This window comes from Nocardioides faecalis (assembly GCF_018388425.1).
GTDB lineage: Bacteria > Actinomycetota > Actinomycetes > Propionibacteriales > Nocardioidaceae > Nocardioides > Nocardioides faecalis.
In genome coordinates this window covers 991,700-1,010,543 of the sequence record NZ_CP074406.1, presented here as the reverse complement: position 1 = coordinate 1,010,543, position 18,844 = coordinate 991,700, and the positions used below count along the sequence as shown (strand labels likewise).

13 protein-coding genes are annotated in these 18,844 nt (G+C 71.2%); 6 read left to right on the top strand and 7 right to left on the bottom strand.

From position 1 onward, the window contains the following. Window positions 1–21: 21 nt before the first annotated feature. Window positions 22–1,248, bottom strand: coding sequence for a toxic anion resistance protein (locus KG111_RS04625; protein ID WP_205290545.1), 1,227 nt, complete (start codon window positions 1,246–1,248; stop codon window positions 22–24). A gap of 64 nt (window positions 1,249–1,312) precedes the next feature. Next, complete coding sequence (yczE, locus tag KG111_RS04620) at window positions 1,313–1,987, bottom strand: membrane protein YczE (protein WP_205290546.1); 675 nt, start codon at window positions 1,985–1,987, stop codon at window positions 1,313–1,315. Between the two features lie 96 nt (window positions 1,988–2,083). On the opposite strand from yczE, the gene yczR reads away from it, so the two are divergent. Both yczR and KG111_RS04610 read left to right on the top strand, forming a co-directional pair. Further along, the gene (gene yczR, locus KG111_RS04615) at window positions 2,084–3,538 is read left to right on the top strand and encodes a MocR-like transcription factor YczR (protein ID WP_205290547.1); all 1,455 of its coding nucleotides are present in this window, start codon (window positions 2,084–2,086) and stop codon (window positions 3,536–3,538) included. A gap of 17 nt (window positions 3,539–3,555) precedes the next feature. Further along, on the top strand, window positions 3,556–4,374 hold the full coding sequence (locus KG111_RS04610; protein ID WP_205290548.1) for a hypothetical protein: 819 nt from the start codon (window positions 3,556–3,558) through the stop codon (window positions 4,372–4,374). A gap of 138 nt (window positions 4,375–4,512) precedes the next feature. Here KG111_RS04610 and KG111_RS04605 read toward each other — a convergent pair whose 3' ends face one another. The 3 genes from KG111_RS04605 to KG111_RS04600 form a co-directional block, all read right to left on the bottom strand. Then, window positions 4,513–6,681 (bottom strand): hypothetical protein, encoded by a 2,169-nt coding sequence (locus KG111_RS04605; protein WP_205290549.1) that lies wholly within the window; start codon window positions 6,679–6,681, stop codon window positions 4,513–4,515. Window positions 6,682–6,819: 138 nt separating this feature from the next. Then, entirely contained in the window at window positions 6,820–7,086 is a 267-nt protein-coding gene (locus KG111_RS18545; RefSeq protein ID WP_372440135.1) for a MerR family transcriptional regulator, read from the bottom strand. Then, the gene (locus KG111_RS04600) at window positions 7,067–7,453 is read right to left on the bottom strand and encodes a hypothetical protein (protein ID WP_205290550.1); all 387 of its coding nucleotides are present in this window, start codon (window positions 7,451–7,453) and stop codon (window positions 7,067–7,069) included. Before KG111_RS04600 ends, KG111_RS18545 begins: the two co-directional genes overlap by 20 nt. 903 nt (window positions 7,454–8,356) lie before the next feature. Between KG111_RS04600 and KG111_RS04595 the strand changes: the two genes are divergently transcribed. The 4 genes from KG111_RS04595 to KG111_RS04580 are packed head-to-tail and all read left to right on the top strand — an operon-like array spanning window position 8,357 to window position 16,585. Then, window positions 8,357–10,102: a hypothetical protein gene (locus KG111_RS04595; RefSeq protein WP_205290551.1), complete on the top strand. Its 1,746-nt coding sequence runs from the start codon at window positions 8,357–8,359 to the stop codon at window positions 10,100–10,102. Then, a complete protein-coding gene (locus KG111_RS04590) occupies window positions 10,099–11,043 on the top strand; it encodes a hypothetical protein (protein ID WP_205290552.1) in 945 nt (314 codons plus the stop codon). Before KG111_RS04595 ends, KG111_RS04590 begins: the two co-directional genes overlap by 4 nt. Continuing rightward, window positions 11,040–15,470 carry a coiled-coil domain-containing protein gene (locus tag KG111_RS04585; RefSeq protein ID WP_205290553.1) on the top strand — a complete coding sequence of 1,477 codons (4,431 nt, stop codon included), beginning with the start codon at window positions 11,040–11,042 and terminating at the stop codon, window positions 15,468–15,470. The genes KG111_RS04590 and KG111_RS04585 overlap by 4 nt, the downstream gene beginning before the upstream one ends. After that, window positions 15,467–16,585, top strand: coding sequence for a hypothetical protein (locus KG111_RS04580; RefSeq protein ID WP_205290554.1), 1,119 nt, complete (start codon window positions 15,467–15,469; stop codon window positions 16,583–16,585). The genes KG111_RS04585 and KG111_RS04580 overlap by 4 nt, the downstream gene beginning before the upstream one ends. A 63-nt stretch (window positions 16,586–16,648) precedes the next feature. On the opposite strand, the gene KG111_RS04575 is transcribed toward KG111_RS04580, so the two are convergent. Continuing rightward, window positions 16,649–16,786, bottom strand: a complete 138-nt coding sequence (locus KG111_RS04575; protein ID WP_205290555.1) for a hypothetical protein — start codon at window positions 16,784–16,786, stop codon at window positions 16,649–16,651. A gap of 458 nt (window positions 16,787–17,244) precedes the next feature. After that, window positions 17,245–18,843 (bottom strand): phosphoglycerate dehydrogenase, encoded by a 1,599-nt coding sequence (gene serA / locus KG111_RS04570; RefSeq protein ID WP_205290556.1) that lies wholly within the window; start codon window positions 18,841–18,843, stop codon window positions 17,245–17,247. Between the last annotated feature and the right edge of the window lies 1 nt (window position 18,844).

Sequence of the window (18,844 nt, the reverse complement as noted above, 5' to 3'; positions counted from 1 at the left end):
GCTGCTCATCCGTCGCGGCACTCAGATGTCGAGCGTGCCGGCGGCGTTGCGCGCGTCGTGCTGCTGCACCCGGTCCAGGTAGGCCTTGGACTTGGTGACCTCGTTCTCCAGCACGCCGATGGTGGTGGACATGTTGTCCAGCGCCTTGAGCTTGAACTCGTCGATCGAGTCCATCGTGGCGTAGATGTTGGCGAACGCGGCCTGCAGCTGCTCCAGCCCGATGGTGGAGGAGGCGGCCTGCTCCTGGATCGCCGCGGAGTTCTCCTTCAGCATCTCCGAGGTGCGCTGGATCATCGACGACGTGGTGGTGTTGAGCGCCGTGATCTGGTCGAGGACCAGCTTCTGGTTGCTCAGCGCCTGGGCCACGATGACCGCGGTGCGCAGCGCGGAGATGGTCGTGGTGGAGGCACGGTCGACGCCCTTGATGAGCTCGATGTTGTTCTTGATGATGATGTCGATCGCCAGGTAGGCCTGGATCGACACCGCGAGCTGGGTGAGCAGGTCCTGGTGCTTCTGCCGGACGTAGAACAGCACGTCCTGGCTCAGCGCCTTCGCCCCCTCGGGGTCGCTGAGCTCGATCTCGGAGATCTTCGCCGACAGCTTCGCGTCGAGCCGCTCGGCGACGTAGATGTACTGGTTGAGCCGGCCCATCACGGCCCACAGGTTGCTCTTCTCCAGGTTGAGCGCGACGTTGTCACGCTGCAGCTCGTCCTGGCCGCTGCGCAGCGAGTGCAGGATGCCGTTGAGCTGGCTCTGCGCCGACTGGTACTTGCGGAAGTAGTCCTCGAGCTTGTCGTTGAAGGGCAGCTTGTTCCACCACTTCTTCGCCCCGGTGGCCTGGCCGGGGTCGAGGTCCTCGACGGTGCGGCGCAGCTCCAGCAGCGTGCGGCCGACGTTCGAGCCCTGCGCGAGCCCACCCTCCTTGAGGGCGGTGACCGGCTTGTCGAGCATCCGGTTGGAGGTCTCCGCGGCCTTGCGGATGTCCGCGTCACCCATGGTGCGCACGTTCTCGGCCTGCGCGGAGAACTCCGGGCTGCCCGCCTTGGTGCTGGTCAGCGCGGTCAGGAAGTTGTCCACCTTCGCGTCCAGCTCGGGAACCTTCTCGGCGTCGACGGCGGGCGCCATCTTCGGCGCCTGCGTCTCCACGACCGGGGCCGGCGCCTCCGGGGCGGTCAGCGTGATGACCGGCTCCGGCGGGGCGAGGGGGCTGGGCTCAGGGGCAGCGGCCTGGGAACCGTCGGTGCTCATGGGGCCGAGACTATCCATTCGTGGCAGGGCCCACACCCCGGCCGCCGAGCTGTTCGAGGAGTGATCAGCGTCGCGGCGCCAGGTCCACCAGGAACCAGGGCAGCATCCACTGCGCGAGCGGGCCGATCGCCAGCGCGTAGATCACGGTGCCCACCCCCGCCACGCCGCCGAGGACGAGGCCGATCAGCACCACGGAGACCTCGATCGCGGTGCGCACCGCGCGCAGCGAGATCCCCGTGCGCCGGTGCAGCCCGGTCATCAGGCCGTCGCGGGGGCCGCGGCCGAGCTGCGCGCCGATGTAGAGCGCGGTGGCCAGGCCGCAGAGCACCACGCCGCCGACCATCAGCGCGACCCGCCAGGCCAGCGCGTCGGGGGTGGGCAGCACCGCGAGCGCGGCGTCGGCAGAGAGGCCGACCACGACCGCGTTGGCGACGGTGGCCACGCCCGGCTTCTCCCGCAGCGGGATCCACGCGAGCAGCACCACGAAGCTGAACAGCACGACCGCCTGGCCCAGCGTCATCGGGACGTGCTCGACGAAGCCGGAGTGCAGCACGTCCCACGGCGCCAGGCCGATGCCGCCGGCGACCATCATCGCCAGGCTGACGCCGTACGCCACCAGCCCGACGGCGAGCTGGACCAGCCGCCGCGGCAACCGGCCGGCGCGCAGCTGAGCCAGTGGGCCCAGGTCGACGAGCTGGACGCGAGCCGCGGGCGCGGCGGAGGGAACGGCGATCGACATGCCTCCAGCCTGAGCCAGATTGGACCTTCGGCCAATAGCCAGTCCGCGGACAGTGGCCCTATCGTCAGAGGCCACCTCGAACCCTGGGAGCGGCCCATGTTGCAGACCACGTCGGTGTCGGCGACCCGGCTGGCGGTGCTGATCGGCGAGTTCGACCGGAGCCCGGCCTACGCCGGCCTTGCGCATGCGCTGCGCGAGCTGATCGGGGACGGCCGGATCGGGCACGGCACCCGGCTGCCCAGCGAACGGGACCTGACGGTGGCCCTCGGCGTCTCCCGGACCACGGTGACCCGTGCCTACGCCGCGCTGCGGGACACGGGGTTCGCCGAGGCGCGCCAGGGAAGCGGCACCTTCACCCGGCTGCCGGGCGGTCCGGTGCGTGCCCTGGACCGGGCGCTGTGGCCCACCGACGTCGGTGACGGCGTGATCGACCTGGTCTGTGCCGCGGCCACTGCCCCTCCCGGGATCGCCGCGGCGTACGCCGAGGCCGCGGCGGACCTGCCGGCCCACCTCGGCGGGCACGGCTACTTCCCGGCCGGGATGCCGGACCTGCAGGCCGCCATCGCCGCGACGTACGACGCCAGGGGGCTGCCGACCACGCCGGAGCAGATCATCGTCACCCCCGGCGCGCTGGCGGCGACCGCGGTCGTCGGCAGCGCGTTGGCCGGTCCGCGGGAGCGGGTGCTGGTGGAGTCGCCGACCTACCCGAACGCCGTGCAGGCGCTGCGCGCCGGTGGTGGCCGGCTGCTCTCGATCCGGCTGGACCCCTCCGGCTGGGACCTGGAGGCGGTCGAGGACGTGCTGGTCCGGCGCGGACCGCGCCTGGTGCACGTGATGCCGGACTTCCACAACCCGACCGGGCTGGTGATGACGGCCGCTGAGCGCGAGCGGTACGCGTGCGCGCTGGCCCGCCACGACGCGGTCGCCGTGGTCGACGAGGCACACCACCTGCTGCTGCTCGACGACGGCGAGGCGCTGCCGCCGTTCGCCACCTGGAGCAGTGAGTCGGTCAGCGTGGGCAGCGCCAGCAAGAGCGTGTGGGGCGGACTCCGGCTGGGCTGGATCCGGGCTCCGCACCGGCTGGTGGACCGGCTCACCCGGGCCCGAGTCGGCCTGGACCTGGGTGCTCCGGTGCTGGAGCAGCTGGTGCTGCTCCGGCTGCTGACCGGCGAGCACGACGCCATCGTCGAGCTGCAACGGCGGCGGCTGCGCGAGCAACGCAACGCGCTCGCCGAGGCGCTGGCGACGTCACTGCCCGAGCTCACCTTCCGGCTGCCGGCCGGTGGCATGGCGCTGTGGTGCCACCTGCCGGAGCCGGGAGCCACCGCACTGGCGATCGAGGCCGAGCGGCACGGCGTCCTGCTCGCTCCGGGGCCCTCGTTCGCCCCCGATGGTGGGCTGGACCGCTACCTGCGGCTGCCGTACGCCGTCGCCGCCGACGACCTGCGCACCGCGGTCGACCGGATCGCCGCCGCGTGGGCGGTGGTCCGGGCAGGTCGTGGCGGCCCTCCCCGGTCGGGCGGTACCTCGGACCCGGTGCTGGTGGCCTGAACGACCGGGACGGCTCGATGGACCCGCCCATGAACCTAGCTGTCGAGATGGCGCTGGTCGACGTCAACGGCGAGGTGAGCTGGGAGGAGACCGAGTCGACGCGGGCCGGGTACGGGCGCACCGAAGGGAGGGCGTACATCAAGGTGTCGGCCTACCGCCGTAAGGGGCAACGGGTCTCGGAGCTGTGGGCGCGAGTCCTTCCGGGTACACCGCCCTGGTGGCCTGGTGTGGAGGTACCGGTCAGGTTCGAGGAGGAACTCATGACCGGGGCTGGCGTGACCGTCCAAGCCGTCGAGGCGACGTGCCGCTCGGAGAAAAGGACCGGGGCGATCCTGCTGAGCGTCAGGGTGCGGGTGCAGGCTCCCGTCGGGGAGGACCTGTTCCTGCGCTACATCGCCCTCGACGAGGCAGGGATGCCGATGGTCGAGAAGGCCGAGTACGTCTTCCTCGACGAGGACCCGGACCAGAACGGCGAGTTCGTAGCCGCTGAGCAGATCGAGGTGAGTGAGGTCCCTGACCGGGTCATCGTCGCCCGCTCGGGAGCAATGCGCGAATGGGAAGCGGAGGAGCCGGAGAAGGGAGGTTCGAGCTTCCGGACCTGCCTGACGAGCAGTTTGAGGCCGATGTCGCCGACGAGAAGGCCTGGACGCCGAAGCGTTTGGTCCCGTTCTCCGCCCTCGACGATGGCCCGGACGAGACCGTCCAGCGGGTGGACCTGGAAACCCTCGATTACGACGACGAGCAGTTCTCACCCCGTCGTAATCGCCCCGCTGGGGCGCGACCCCGAGGGGGGGACACGGCTGGGTGGGGCCGGGCTGGTGCCGGCGGCACCGTGATGCGCGCAGGGCCGCCGGTGCGTGCCGGCGCTTGGATAGGGCAACTCGTGACGCCGATTCGGAGAGTCGAAGCCGGCCTGTTCCGCTCGCCACTTCCCGGGCGCAGAGGCGTCCAGGCTGAGCACAGGAGCGCTCAGATCAGTTGGTTGCCTCTGTGCGAAGGTGCGGCCCGATGTAACCGACGTACACGCAGCCGTCCTCCGCCGTGGCGTCGTGGAAGTGCATCCTCGGGGAGACCATGCCGAGCGTGCCTACCTTGAAGTGCGCTTCCATCGTCGCGGTCCCCCCTGCGCAGACCGTCTCGGGTACAGGGAAGATGCGCTCCGCTCCGAACTTGTTCATTGTCGAGGTCGATTCCTTCGGGGCGAACCGGTTCCGCGACACGACGGCATAGCCCGACGGCGGGTCGGTGAGGTACCCGAAAACCCCGCTCGCCACCTTCTCCTCGCGTTTCGCCTCCACATACCCGGCCAGCGCGAGCGCGCATTCCCACGTCGCGCGCACGAGCCGACCGGAGGCGTCATGGTCATCTAGCCCCCGCACGACGTCGGCATCACCGGTGAACAGCACGCCCGCCGGTTCCAAGTCCGCGAACCGGTCCAGCAGGTCGGCGAACGACTCGGGATAGCTCGTGAAGGCCTCCTGCGGGACGATGCCGTACGCGACGTCGTACTGGCCGGACGACTCCAACTGCTTGCGCAGCCATCGCGCTTCGTCAGCTGCCCGGCGGGCACGGAGGTCCGCGTCGTCGCGCAGTTCATCGGCAGCCGTCGCGTATTCGCGCAGGAAGTCTCCCTCGTCCTCCAGTTCCTCTTGCTGTTGACGACGCTGATCGAGCTCCTCCCGGGCGAGCTCGGCGACCTCTTGTGCGTGCGCGGCGCGCACCCTCGCCTCGTGGTAGTCGCGCCGCAACTCCCGCAGCGACTGCTCCGTAACCTCTTCGATGTCGAAGAGCTCGCGCAACACGTCCAAGAGACCGGCTGCAGCGGCCACCCCCGCCGCGGACCCCGCATCCTTGTGCCGCTCCCTATCCGCGCCCACAGCAGTGGTCTCGGGGGACCCTGGGACGTCAGAAGTCGAAGGCCTATCGACGACACGGGTGCCAGGCGACCCGGCAGGATTGGGCGCAGTGGGAGCCGTGAGCGCAACGCCGGAGCCGTCCTGTGCAGGCTCCGGTTCCAGTTCGGGCGCCATGGGCGTTGACTCGACCGCGGCCGTCACCGCATCCGGGGCGTCTACCTCCGGGCCCCCGTCGACGATCTTGGGTGCTGTGACTAGGTCAACGCGGCGACGGGCTTCTGGGTCGAAGATGCGATCGAGGACGAGACGGTCGAGAGCACGGCTCAGGTACCTGTCCACCGAGGCGACCGACGCGGGCAGGGGCCGTGACAGCGCATGCCCGCGCGCGGAGTGCCCCAGTGTCCGCGCCACGTCGGCGTCACGGGTGGTGTGGAGCCGTGCGGCACTGAAGATCCGGTGCCTGGGGGCGTCGGCGGCCCAGGCCGGATCCGGCTCCGGGGCATAGGTGCGGATGGACCAGAGCGGGATCCCGTGGGAGTCTCCCATCGCAGCGTTGAACTCCGCCGTTGCTCGAGGATCGAGGACGACGACCTGCGCGAGGCCTGTGACATCGCGCGCCCATCGGGTGGCCCGTTCGCGAAAATCTGCGACGGTCCGGCCGCGAATTGGGTCCTCCTCGGCAGTCGCCGCGACGAAGACCAACCCGTGACGATCCTCAGCACAGATCTGGTCGAGCAAGTCGTCGACGACTTCTTCACGGGCCAGGACCGGGGTTGAGGACATGACGAGATCCCCGTCGCGTGCTTCCAGTACGTCGAGCAGACGTGAGGCAAGACGCGGCGGAGCAGACTCGATGCCCTGGTCGTTGGCGACGCTCAAGGTAAGCCATCCTTGACCGCTGTCCGGCAGGTGCACAGTCAACGCTGACTCCCACCGTCCGGTCCTGGTCTGCTCGGCAAGCCGGATGCGAACGTCGTGGCACCGTGAGGATTCCCGATGGACGACGGTAAGCGCCTTGGAGTTCGACTCGTAGAGGGCCGACTCCTCCAGCGCCTCGTCGAACCCCTTCTCCCTCAGCCATGACGTGGCCTGCTGGAGGACCAAGGGCAACGACCCGTCGTCGGCGTCGAAGGTCAGGAACGATCTGTACTCGCTGCGCCTCTTCGCTCGCCGACGGTCCAGTCGCGCACTGCGGTCAGCATCGACGTGCGGGTCTCCCCCAGGGGTGGGTGGGCCGTCCGGGCGACGACGTTGCAGGCGGCGGGCCAGAACGGCTGGGGTGGTCACGGCGAGCAACCTCCGGACGTTGGTGCGTGATAGCAGGTGGCAGGAAGCCCAGTGTGCGGCAGACCCACGACAGAATCCGCCGATACGCAGAACTCCCCCACGGGTAACCCGCACCCGCTGGCGAACTCGCGGCGTACCTCAGCTGCGTGCGGCCCACCGGTCGACTTCGGCTTCGTGGTAGCGCGCGTGGCCACCTTCGGTCCGCTCGCAGTCCAGGTCGCCGGCGAGGGTCGCTCTGCGGAGCACTTCGTAGTCGACGCCGGCGCGTGCGGCCGCTGCTTTCGCCGTGAGGCGGGCGGTGCCTCCGCTGGCTGCCCATTCGACGAGTTCCTCGGACCGGAAGCGGTGGGTTCCGCCATCACTGAGGTGGCGGCGGAGCTTGCCCTCACGGACGGCCCTCCGGATCGCCCAGGGGTGCGAATCCGCGCGCCTCGGCGGCCTCGCTCATCAGGAGCAGGTCCGCCTGGTGGCGTGCGATCCACTCAGCGGGGAGCGCATCGGTTCCGGCCTTCGGGTCCTCGGCGTTGAGCACGGTGTGGGGCACGACGAGGCTGGCGTGCCCGGTGCGGCTGAGGTTCTTGTGCTCTATGGTCCCCAGCAGACCTGCCAGTGCGCGCTTGCGCAGGTAGTGCTCGGCGACGCCGGTGGCTTCGGCGACCTGGGCGAGGGTCAGGTAGTCATCGACGTCGCCGGATTGCGGTCGGGGCGAGGCTCGACGCAGGTCTGGGAGCCTGGGGTCGTTCATCGCTTCGGTGAGCACGGCCCCGGTCACTGCGTACTTCATCCCTCCGCGTCCGGTGATCCGCTGAACGGGCAGCGGGGCGTCGGCGTCATGGACCCATACGCGCAGGGCCCGGTCAGTGATGCCTAGGCGTTCAGCCGCCTCCTGGATGTTGACGACCGATCGGTGCCCGACAATGCGTCCGCTGGGACGGTACTGCGCGTCCCTGGTGGCGACAGTCGCTGATGCTGTTCGGAGGTTGGAGTGGACGGTGTCCGTGGGGCCGTTCCAGAGGGTGTCGACGTAGGTGGCCGGCAGTAGAAGTCGGCCAGGTCCGGGTCGGGCAACCGGTAGCAGCTCGGGCAGATCAGAGGTACGCCCCGTGGGGTGGTGGGGTTTGAGGGCTGGCGGCGAGGCGTGAAGACGTAGGCGGCCATCACCCGCGTACGCGTGTATGGGAAACCCGGAATCAGAGTCGGCGCACCCTTGCGCCCCATCGGGCAGCTCACCGCGTGGCTCAACAACCAGGCAGCCACCTCCCCCTTCTGACTCCGCTCACGGGCCTTCACGCGCCGCGGCCGACCAGAAGCCCGTACCCCCGACCTCAAGATTGGGACGCGAGAAGCGCGCAGCAACTCCCCACCCGCATCGAGCAGCCACCGCCCAAGGGACGGTCCCTCCAGCGCCACGTCCTCGGGCACAGGTCGCACTCACCGAGCCAAGCCCCTCGTCGGCTGACGCCAGCGGCTGGACCACCGCCGACCCCGGCACCCGGAGCCGACGCACGCTGAACGGCGGCTCCACTGTCGTTTGCAGGCGGGACATGAGCGGATCGCGACCGGCGCGAGACGGCTGATCCGGCGAATCACCGGTTTTGTGTCGGCAGTGGCTCCTAGCCTTCAGAGCGGGCCACGCGAGAGCCCGCACTGAAGCCGGTAAGGAGAGGGGTGCGTTGTGGACGACTTGGACTTCGACGGCCTCTTAGCCGCCGACTCCCTCGACGACGCCGACGTCCCGCCGGTGGTTCCTGCGCTCGAAGTGCGTGACGTCGTCCTGGACCCGACGTTCGGGAAGCGGCGGGACGCGCTCCTGCGCAGCGTCCCGGTTCACGATCTGGTCGACCGTGCCGGCAGGTCCGGTTCCGGCCTGGAGGCCTTCGACGTCCGCGCGCTCGTCCTTGCCGCGTTCGATGCCGTCATCGCCCGCCAGGGGTTCCCCGAACGGACCATGCCCGACCAGGTTGTCGACCTGCTGTCCGGGATTGCTGCCGTCCAGTCCCCCGCCGCCGGCGCACAGGCGTGTCGCGCCGCAGCCGCGCACGTCCTGGACGGGCTCACGAACCGGAGGATGCGGGAACGTCAGTTCTCCCTGCCGTCGATGGTCTACGCCGAAGGACCCAACGGCGAGGTGGCCGCCGCGTCGGTGCCGCGTTCGTTCTGGCTGCTGCGCGAAGCGGAGGACCCGCACACCGGGGTGGTGTACCTGGAGGCGTCCGCGGACGCGATCAACGCGCTCGTCAGTGGCCTGGACATCCCGATCGAGGACCAGCAGACCGCGCTGGAGACCGTCCTGGAACGCCAGCTGCACCGCGGCGAGCTGGACGCCGCCCACATGACCGCTCTCCAGGCTCGCCGCCTGTCCGCTGCCTACCTGGTCCAGATCGAGGAGCTGCTCGCCGAGACCGAGCGATACCTCCCCGGTACCGACTGGGCAGCCGCCGCGCCGCGCCTCATCAACGACGCCCTGGACCACCTCAACGAGTGCCTGACCCGCGAGACGCGGCTGCTCGACCACGTCGCCGGAGGGATCACCGAGAACGCCGCCGGCGACCGGGGAACGCCCGCGACCGCCGAGCGGCGCGCGAAGATCTCCGCCGCTCTGACCAGAATGCTCACCGAATCCCGGCACCTGCACACCCTGCTGCTCGAGCGTCTCGTCGGTGCCCGAGGCCGGTTCCTCGACGCGCAGGACGACCAGATGTTCCGGCCCCTGGCCGCGACCGTCGAGTTCGACCTGACCGACGACCTCCTCGTCCCGGCCCTTGGGTTGCACATCGCCGACGCCGAGCACGTCGCGGGCCTGTACCTGGCCGCCGTGATGGGTCCGGTGACCCCGGTCGTGCTGAACTGGGGCGACTTCGTCGAGGCGCTCATCCATCCGCGGCGCGCCAGCGACGAGGACGTCCGGGAGGCGACCGAGGAAGAGGTGGAGTTCCGCGACGACCCCACTCCTCTCGTCGACGCTGCCCTCGTCGACCGGGCGCACCGGGTCCTGGACCGCGTCCCGCTGCCGGCACGCCTGTCCACCCTGATCGCGGCCGCCGACCCGGCGGAGGGCACCGCAGCCGCCGTCGGAGACCTGTTCGTCGCCGCGGCGCTTCGGGGGTTCGACAACTCCAGCCGCGATTCGGACCCCGACCCGCAACCGGGCGGATGGGTCAAGGACGACGACCCGGCCGCGGCCGGACCCGGTACGGCTGCGTCCCCGCGGAGTCCGGCCGCGGCCGCCCACCTGCTCCACGTCCTGGGGCCCGGCGCCGCATGCGTCTCCGACGGGACGCCGCTCAAGGGAGACGGCTGGGACGGGGACGACCTGATCGTGTGCATGGACCGCGACAGCGCCGACGCGATCCTCCTCGGCGACGAGCCGGCGCCCGAACCGGCCGTCCTGCCCGACCACCTGCGAAGGGACCCCTCGTGACCGCCAGCTCCGATGCCCGCGACGCCGGGCAGCTCATCGCCTACGCGTTGCGGCCCAAGGCCCGACCCGGCGCGGACGGCGACTACGGCCGCCTCGTCGGCCGCTACCTGGACGAGACCATCTTCCGCTCCCTGGTGGAGGGGTTCCTGGACGGGATGAACCTGCGCGTCCTGCACGCCGGCGACCTCGGGCTGGTGCTCACCTCACGCCGCGAGTCGATCTTCGCCTACCGGCTCTCCGGGGAGGCAGCCACCTGGACCAAGGACAAAGCCCGCGTCCTGCGCGGCCTGGCCCACCTGGGCATCGCCGCGTACGCCTACCCGCACCCGGACGACCTGCACGACCCGTCGGTCCGCTACGTCGACGTGCTGCCGTGCGAGGACTTCATCCGACGCTCGTGCACCCAGCTGCGGGAACGGGGCGAGAAGGTGGCCCAGGACGCCTCCGGCGCCGGGGACCACATCGTCGACCTGTCCCTGGCAGCCGGCGTCGACACCGCCTGGTCCGAATGGGACCAGATGCCGGCCACCGACGTCGGCGGGAAGGGCCGCGGCGCCGGTCGGGTCTCGACCAAGTGCACCGCCTACTGGGTGTACCGAGCGTTGCAGGACCTGGTCGACCACGGTCTCGCGCGTCCGGTCGGCAAGGACGGCGACGGTCGGTTCCAGCTGCTCGAACGGTACCGGCACCAGGTCGCCTCCTCCGCCGCGCTCGAGGGGTACCAGGCGCTCGCTGCCCTGGCCCGCGTCGACGAGAAACTGCCCGACCAGCGTGACCCCGACGCCCGCTGGCCCGTCCCGGGCCGTCCCCCGTCTTTCGTCGACCCGGCCAGCACCCCCGGCGGCACGACGGGCTCGACGGGCAGCACAGCAACCGACCTGCCGGCGACCGCGCCGGCGCCTGTTCCCGCCGCCGGCGCTGCGGGCGAGGAGGACGCATGACCTGGCAGACGCTCGCGGTCCGCTACATCTCCATCGGGGAGAAGTCGGCCCGGTTCCGGGACCTGACGTTGCCGTTCAACGACGACGGGGAGCCGGTCGAAACCGTCATCTGGCTTCCCAACGGCGGCGGCAAGTCGTCGCTGATGTCACTGAAGTCCGCGGTCGTCCTTCCCGCGGCCCGCGACTTCACCGGCGCCGGCCGCGAGGACGGGGAGAAGCGGCCGCGCCGCCTCAACGACTACGTCGGGTCCGGCGACACCTCCCACACCGTCATCGAATGGGCTGCCGCTGACCAGACGCTGCTGGGTGGGCAGAACCGGCTGCTGACCGGCGCCGTCTACGAGTGGCCCGAACGGCGCCGACCGACGCTGGAGCAGGACGCGACCCTGAACAAGTTCTGGTGGTCCGCGGTCCCGATCCCCGGCGTGCTGGACCTGGCGACGCTGCCGGTCCGCGACGGGCGGCTGCTGACCCTCTCCCAGTTCCGGGACCGGCTCCGCGCGCTGAACGCCCAGCACCCCGAGCTGCAGGTCCGCATCGCCGGCACCCAGGCCGCATGGGAGGAGCAGCTCGACCTCCTGCGCATCGACACCGCCCTGTACCGCTACCAGGCACGGATGAACACCTCCGAAGGCGGGATCGCGAAGGTGTTCAACTTCAACACCGTCCGCGACTTCATCGACCTGGTCGTCGACGTCATCGCTGCCCCGAACCAGGCAGCCGACTGCGGGAAGGTCGTCACCAGCCACGCCAGGAACCTGTTCCGGCGGCCCGCCCTGCTAACCGAGCGGGCGTTCCTCACTGAGGCGACCGGGCTGCTCAGCGAGCTCGTCGCCGTCCACGACCAGTTCACCGGCGCACGCGCCGACCTGGCGCACACCCAGGCTGCCGCGTCCCGGCTGCGGGCATCGCTGGTCCAAGCCGCGGTCCGCACGGCCACCGCCGCCACGGTCGCCGCCGAGCAGGCCCGTGCGCTGGGTGAGCAGGTCAGCGAGGCGCGCCGCGAACGCGGCCGCGTCGACGGCCTGCGCGCCAAGCTCGCCCACCACGCCGCCGGACTGCGCCACACCGAAGCGGTTGCAGCGCACACGGCCGCGGCCAGGACTGCGAAGGAAGCCCACGCCGACGCACTCGCATGGGCTGCTGCCGGCCCGTTGGCCGAGGCGGCCGCGCACGACGCGGCGGCCGAGGTACTGCGCGAGCGGCTGGCACCTGAGCGTGCCGAACGCGCCGCGCTGCGCGAGCGCGTCGACACCTACGCCTCCGCTGTCCGCGACCTCCTCACCTCCGCTGCCGAGCAGCTCGAGAACCGCGCCGGGGACACCGAGCGCGAAGCAGGCGCGCACCGGGAAACAGCGTCCGGTCTCGGCGCCCGGCTCCGGGAGCTGGAGCAGGAAGGGAACCGGCTGCACGCACAACTGGCCAGCGCACGCGCCCTGCTGGAGCAGCACGGCCGCGAGATGGCCGCGGCGCGGCGCAACGGCGTCCTCGAGGCGGCCGAGGATCCGGCTTCCGCGCACCAGCGGCACAGTGATGCCGCCCAAGCGGCCGCCGGCGACGCGCGCCGGTTCGAGGAGGAGGAAGCTCGTGCCCAGCAGGCCTACGAGGCTGCCGCGGACGCGGTCGCCGAATCCGCCGGCGACCACGCCCGCCGGTTGGCTGAGGCGTCGCAGTCCGGCGCCGAGCTTGCCCGACTGCGCGTCGCGTACGGCAAGATCAGCGGGAACCCGCGGTTCGTCGCGCTCGCCGAGACCGACAACCCCGACGTGTGGGGAGACGCGTCCCGGGTGCGGCACGCGCTGGCCGCAGCCGCTCTCGACGCCGACGAGCACGCGCTGCGCGAAGCGGTCGCGGCCGCCGACGACGAGCGGCTCATCTCCGGGGTGGACGCCACCGGGCTGCTGCCCGCACCGGCCGCGACCAGCACCGCCGCCGACGAGCTCACCAGCGCTGGCGTGCCCGCCCAGCCGGCGTGGACCGTCCTGGCACGCGACTACCAGGAGGCCGAGCGCGCCACACTCGCCGCTGCCCGTCCCGACATCGCCTCCGGCGTCGTCGTCCAGGACGGAGCCGCACGCGACCGGGCCCTGGTCCTCCTGGCCTCCTCCCCCGTCCTCGTCCACGTTCCCGTCGTCACTGCGACCGAGGTGGCCGACGGTGCCCGCGACGCCGCCGACCCGGCGCCGATCCCGTCGGTGCCGCTGCACACCGGCCTGCACTCCCCGTCCGCGGCCGGAGCGGCAGCCGAGCAGCTGCGCTCCCGCGGCGAAGGGCGCCGCACCCGGCAGGCCACGCTCCAGCAGCGGGCCCGCGCCGACCGGCAGCTGCTGACCGAGCTGGCCGAGTTCCTCGCCGAATGGCCCGACGCGGACTCCCTGACCCGCGCCGAAGCCCTGACCCGCTCAGCGGCGGACGCCGTCGAGAACGCCCGGGTCGAGCAGGAGGCCCAGACCCAGGCCCGGGACCAGGCGAAGGAGGACCGGGAGGCTGCGAAGAAGGCCGCTGCCGAAGCGCGACGCCTCGAGCAGCAGCACCTCGGCCGCGCCGCGACCGCGGCGACGCTCACTGACTCCGAGAACACGATGTCCGGACACCGGACCTCCGCCGCCGAAGCGGAGGACGGCATCGCTGAGCTCACGCGGCAGGACACCCGGCTGCGTGAGGAGCAGGCACAGGAGCAGGGCGCGGCAAGCAAGGCCGAATTGCAGACCCAGCAGCTGCGCCTGGAAGCCGCCGCCCACCGCCGCGACCTGCTCCAGGTCGGCCTCGTCGAACCGGAGAGCCTGCCGGCCGGCCACCTGGTCGAGCAGGCGAAGGCCGCCGGCCTGGGCCAGTGCCGCGCCACCTGGGAGGTACTGCGCAACGAATGGAAGGCAGCCTCCTCCGGCTCGGTCCTCGAAGCTCAGCTTTTGGCGGAGGTGAACGCCGCATCGAGCGCCCGGCAGCGTGCCGACCAGGCGATCTCGCAGGCCGACGACCCCAGCGAGGTCCGCAACGACGCCGAAGCCCGTGCGGGTGAGTACACCGCGGCAGCGTGCGTGGATGAGCACGCGCGCTCCGACCGGCTCCACACCGGACTGGTTGCAGCCGCCGCGAAGGCCGAAGCCGCAGCCGACGCCGCGCTCCAGGTGCTGAAGGACGCGACCGAGGCAGCCGACCGTGCCCCGAAGGTGCCGGACGACGTGAGCGACCGCACCGCAGAGGAGGCGGAGGACGAGGCGGCCCGGCTGGAGACGCAGAGCGGAACCCTGAGCGCGACCGAGACCCGGCTCGGCAAGGAGAAGGAAGCCGCCGAGGGCCGGTCGAAGGAGTACGAGGCGCTGGCGGAGTCGCTGAACGACCAGGCGGGCCGGCTGCCGGAGCCGGACGGCGACGCGCCCGCCGACGCGGAGCCGTTCCTCGGGGACCTGGCCGCTGCGCGGCGGGAAGTCCTCACGGCCGTCGCCGATCTCAAGCGTGCCGGGGACGACGTGGATGCAGCGTTGACGCTGCGGGCAGCGTTGGCGGCCGAGGCGTTCAAGCTGGCGTCCCGTCCGGCGTACCAGCGTCTCCCGCTCAAGCTCAAGGACCGGCTCACCGACTCCGACCCGGCCGCCCTCGCCCAGCAGGCGTCGACGTACGCCGCGGAGGTGGCTGTACGGCTGCGGGAGGTGGAGGCGCTGCTGGATCAGATCTCCGGGGACGAGCAGCGGATCGCCCAGGTGGTATCCAGCCACGTACGGCAGCTGCTCAAGGGCATCTCCGCGGCGGCACGGGCATCGACGCTGCCGCCGGGGCTCGGGCAGCTCACCGACCAGCAGTTCATCAACCTGCGGTTCACCAACCCCAGCGACGAGGAGCTCGCAAGCCGCGTCACCCAGGAGATCGTCTCGATGCTCGACTCGACCAGCATGGAGGCGAAGAACCTCCCGACTGGGGAGACGATCCTGCGCCGTTGCGTGCACGCTGCCGTCGGAATGAAGGGCTTCACCGTCACCGTGCTCAAGCCGAACGAGCACATGGTGGCCCAGCGTGTCCCGGTGACCGAGGTAGCGAAGTTCTCCGACGGGGAGAAGCTGACCACGTGCGTCCTGCTGTTCTGCGCGTTCGCACGGATGCGCCAGGCCGGCCGGGCCGGCGGAGCGACCGGGACGCTGATGCTGGACAACCCGTTCGGTCGTGCCAGCAACGCGCAGCTGGTCGCGTTACAGCTCGCCGTCGCGAAGGCGCAGCGGGTTCACCTGGTGTACGCGACCGGCCTGGAGGACATGGGTGCGCTGCTGCAGTTCCGGCGCCTCATCCGGCTGCGTAACCGCAAGCCGGTCGGAACCACCGACGGGCACGTGCAACTGGAGGCGGCACCGGGTTCCCGAGTCGGAGAGGTCAGCGGGGTTACCGTCTCGCGGCCTTCTGCACCGGTTCCGATCGAACTCACGGCAACCCCATGACGAGCTTCGGAGACAACCGCGACACCCCGCCGGCGCCATCAAGCCGGAGCGAGCTGGGAGGTGGATCGCTGGTTGAACGACTCGCGGACGCGCTGGCCGTAGCGATCAATGCACACAAGGTCCGCAGGGTGCCGTTGCAGGTGCTCCGCGCCGCGCATGCCAGGCACGACCCAACAGGCTCGAGCGACTCCTCAGCCCGGGCCGACCTGGCGAACGCGATCGAGGTGCTGACCGGGCGCGGGACGGTGACCGTCCCGCGCAGCGCGCTTCGGTGGGAGCGGCACCTGGATCCGCCGCTGCCCTTCTGGGTGGAGCGACCGTCCGTCCAGCGGACGACGCGTACTCGTGGAACAGCTCGGGTCTGGCGTCCCGAGCTCGCCGTCGCCGGCGCCATGGCAGCGACCGACTCCGAGTTCGAGGTCCTCGAACGGCTCGAGCCTTTCCTCCGCGAGGGCGGCGCGGTCCGGCCCGTGGTGCCGCATCGCGAACGCTCGGTTGAGCTGTTCGGGAACGAGAAGCGGCTCGACTCCCTACTGCGGACCCGCCTGTTCACGTCGGGCGCGCTGACTCTTGACCTGCTGCGCTGTTACGTGGCACCCCTGCCGTTGACCGCCCAGCACACCGGGCCGCCGGGACCGGTCGTGGACCTGCTGATCGTCGAGAACCACGCAACGTACGCCAGCGTCCTCACCGTCGCCCGGGAACGCGTCCGTGGCGGCCGACCGGCGGTGGCGGTCGGATACGGCACCGGGAACCAACTGCCCGCCGCGATTGGTGGCGCAACTCAGCTGGATCCGCCACCGGACCGGCTGTGGTACTTCGGAGACCTGGACGCGGGCGGGTTGAAAACCGCTTCTGCAGCTGCAGTCGCGGCCACCGCGGCAGGGCTGCCTCCGTTGCGTCCGTCGCTGCCGCTTTACCGCGCGCTCCTAAGCGCCGGTGTCCGACAACCGGGGCAGACGTCCGTCCCCTCCGACGTCGCGCAGACCATGGCTCGCTGGCTGGAAGACGCGCAGGTGTGCAAGCAGGCCGCCGACCTGCTTGCTTCCGGGCATCGGCTGGCCCAGGAGAGCGTGGGCTACGAGACGTTGCGGGAGACGGTCAGCTGGTGGTGACGCAGACACGGGTCGCCATGAGCGAGCCTGCGAAGCCCCGAAGATCCCGAGATCCCGGCGGGTTCAGGCTTCCTCGGCGACGAGCCCCCGGTCCAGCGTCACCGATCCGTCACCGTCCTCGAGCAGCCTGAAGGCGCCGTGGAAGTTCTGCGCTCCAGCCGGTCGCGCGCCCAGGTCGAGGTTCTCGGCGCGCTCATGCACACGGGAGGCGCCGGACCAGCGCGGGCGTCATCCCGACACCCCGCCTGAGAAGGCCTGCCGGAGGAAAGGCGGGAGGAGCTGGTCTTCTGGGACAGCGACGCCCTGGAGGCGTTCGGGGTGGCGGTCGAATGGGAGGAGCTGACGCGCAAGCGCCTGGACCACGCTGAGGCATGGCAGCTGCACGTGCGGTTGCGGATGCCGCCGGTTCCGTAGCCGACGCGCTCGCGCGGTTTAACCCCGTCTTGCCGCCAGACCACGACAGGACCTACGAAAGCCAACCGCGGCGACGCGCTCGCGCAGTTCAGCCCCGTCTTGCCGCCAGACCGACTCAACTCCCTCGAAGGCAACCGCGAGCGCGGCAGCGCGTCGCCCGCGCCGCAGGCGCACGAAACCCCGCCCGCGGGCCCGAAGGGTCCGTGCGGCGGGGTCTCGTGACGACGCGGTCGCGCCGGGCTGGCTCAGACCAGGTCGACGGCGCGAATCGAGGTGGCCTCGATCGCGGTCTCGATCTCGGCGAGGATCGTGGCCGGGATGGCGGAGTCGACGGACAGCGCGACGAGCGCCTCGCCGCCCTTGGTCTCCCGCGAGACCTGCATGCCGGCGATGTTGACGTCGGCCTGACCGAGGACCTGGCCGACGGTGCCGACCATGCCGGGCCGGTCGACGTAGGTGAAGAACGCGATGTGGTCGGTCGGCTCGATGTCGATGTCGAAGCCGTTGACCTCCACCAGGCGCTCACGCTGGTTGATGCCGACCAGGGTGCCGCTGACGGAGATCTGGGTGCCGTCGGCGAGCGTGCCGCGCAGGGTGATCAGGTTGCGGTGGTCGGGGCTCTCGGAGTCGGTGACCAGCCGCACCGCGACACCGCGCTCGGCGGCGAGCAGCGGGGCGTTGACGTAGGAGACCTGGTCCTCCACGACGCTGCTGAACACGCCCTTGAGGGCGGCGAGCTCGAGCACCTTGACGTCGTGCTCGGCGATCTCGCCGCGGACCTCGACGTCGAGCTGCTGGGCGACCTCGCCGGCGATGCCGGTGAAGACCTGGCCGAGCTTCTCGGTGAGGCCGATGCCGGGCCGGACGTCCTCGGCGATGACGCCGCCCTGGACGTTGACCGCGTCGGGGACGAGCTCACCGGAGAGCGCGAGCCGCACGGACTTGGCCACGGCGATGCCGGCCTTCTCCTGCGCCTCGTCGGTGGAGGCGCCCAGGTGCGGGGTGGCGACGACGTTCTCGAGCTCGAACAGCGGGCTGTCGGTGCACGGCTCCTTGGCGAACACGTCGAGGCCGGCGGCAGCGATGCTGCCGGTCTTCAGCGCGTCGTACAGCGCGGCCTCGTCGACGATGCCACCGCGGGCGGCGTTGACGAGCACCAGCGAGGACTTGGCCTTGGCCAGCTCCTCGGCGCCGATCAGGCCGACGGTCTCGGGGGTCTTGGGCAGGTGCACGGACATGAAGTCCGACTCGGCCATCAGGGTGTCGAGGTCGACCAGGCGCACGCCCATCTGGGCGGCGCGGCCGGGCTGCACGTAGGGGTCGTAGGCGATGACGCTCATGCCGAACGCGGCCAGGCGCTGCGCGACCAGGACGCCGATGCGGCCGAGGCCGACGATGCCGACGGTCTTCTCGTACAGCTCGATGCCGGTGTACTTCGAGCGCTTCCACTCGCCGTTGCGCAGTGCGGCGTGGGCCGGCGAGACGTGGCGGGCGGCGGCGAGCATCAGCGCGACGGCGAGCTCGGCGGCGGAGACGATGTTGGAGGTCGGCGCGTTGACGACCATCACGCCGGACTGGGTCGCGGCCTTGACGTCGACGTTGTCGAGGCCGACACCGGCGCGGGCGACGACCTTGAGCCGCTTGGCGGCGGCAAGCGCCTCGGCGTCGACCTTGGTCGCGGAGCGGACCAGGATCGCGTCCACGTCGACGATGGCGGGCAGCAGCTCGGCGCGGTCGGCACCGTTGCAGTGGCGGATCTCGAAGTCCGGGCCCAGCGCCTCGACGGTGGCGGGGCTCAGCTCTTCGGCGATGAGTACGACGGGACGTGCAGACTGGGGGCTCACG

What these genes read in the sequence shown, in the direction of transcription:
- KG111_RS04625 (WP_205290545.1), bottom strand. Translation starts at nt 1,248, where the DNA reads ATGAGCACCGACGGTTCCCAGGCCGCTGCCCCTGAGCCCAGCCCCCTC.
- yczE (WP_205290546.1), bottom strand. Translation starts at nt 1,987, where the DNA reads ATGTCGATCGCCGTTCCCTCCGCCGCGCCCGCGGCTCGCGTCCAGCTC.
- yczR (WP_205290547.1), top strand. Translation starts at nt 2,084, where the DNA reads ATGTTGCAGACCACGTCGGTGTCGGCGACCCGGCTGGCGGTGCTGATC.
- KG111_RS04610 (WP_205290548.1), top strand. Translation starts at nt 3,556, where the DNA reads ATGGACCCGCCCATGAACCTAGCTGTCGAGATGGCGCTGGTCGACGTC.
- KG111_RS04585 (WP_205290553.1), top strand. Translation starts at nt 11,040, where the DNA reads ATGACCTGGCAGACGCTCGCGGTCCGCTACATCTCCATCGGGGAGAAG.
- KG111_RS04580 (WP_205290554.1), top strand. Translation starts at nt 15,467, where the DNA reads ATGACGAGCTTCGGAGACAACCGCGACACCCCGCCGGCGCCATCAAGC.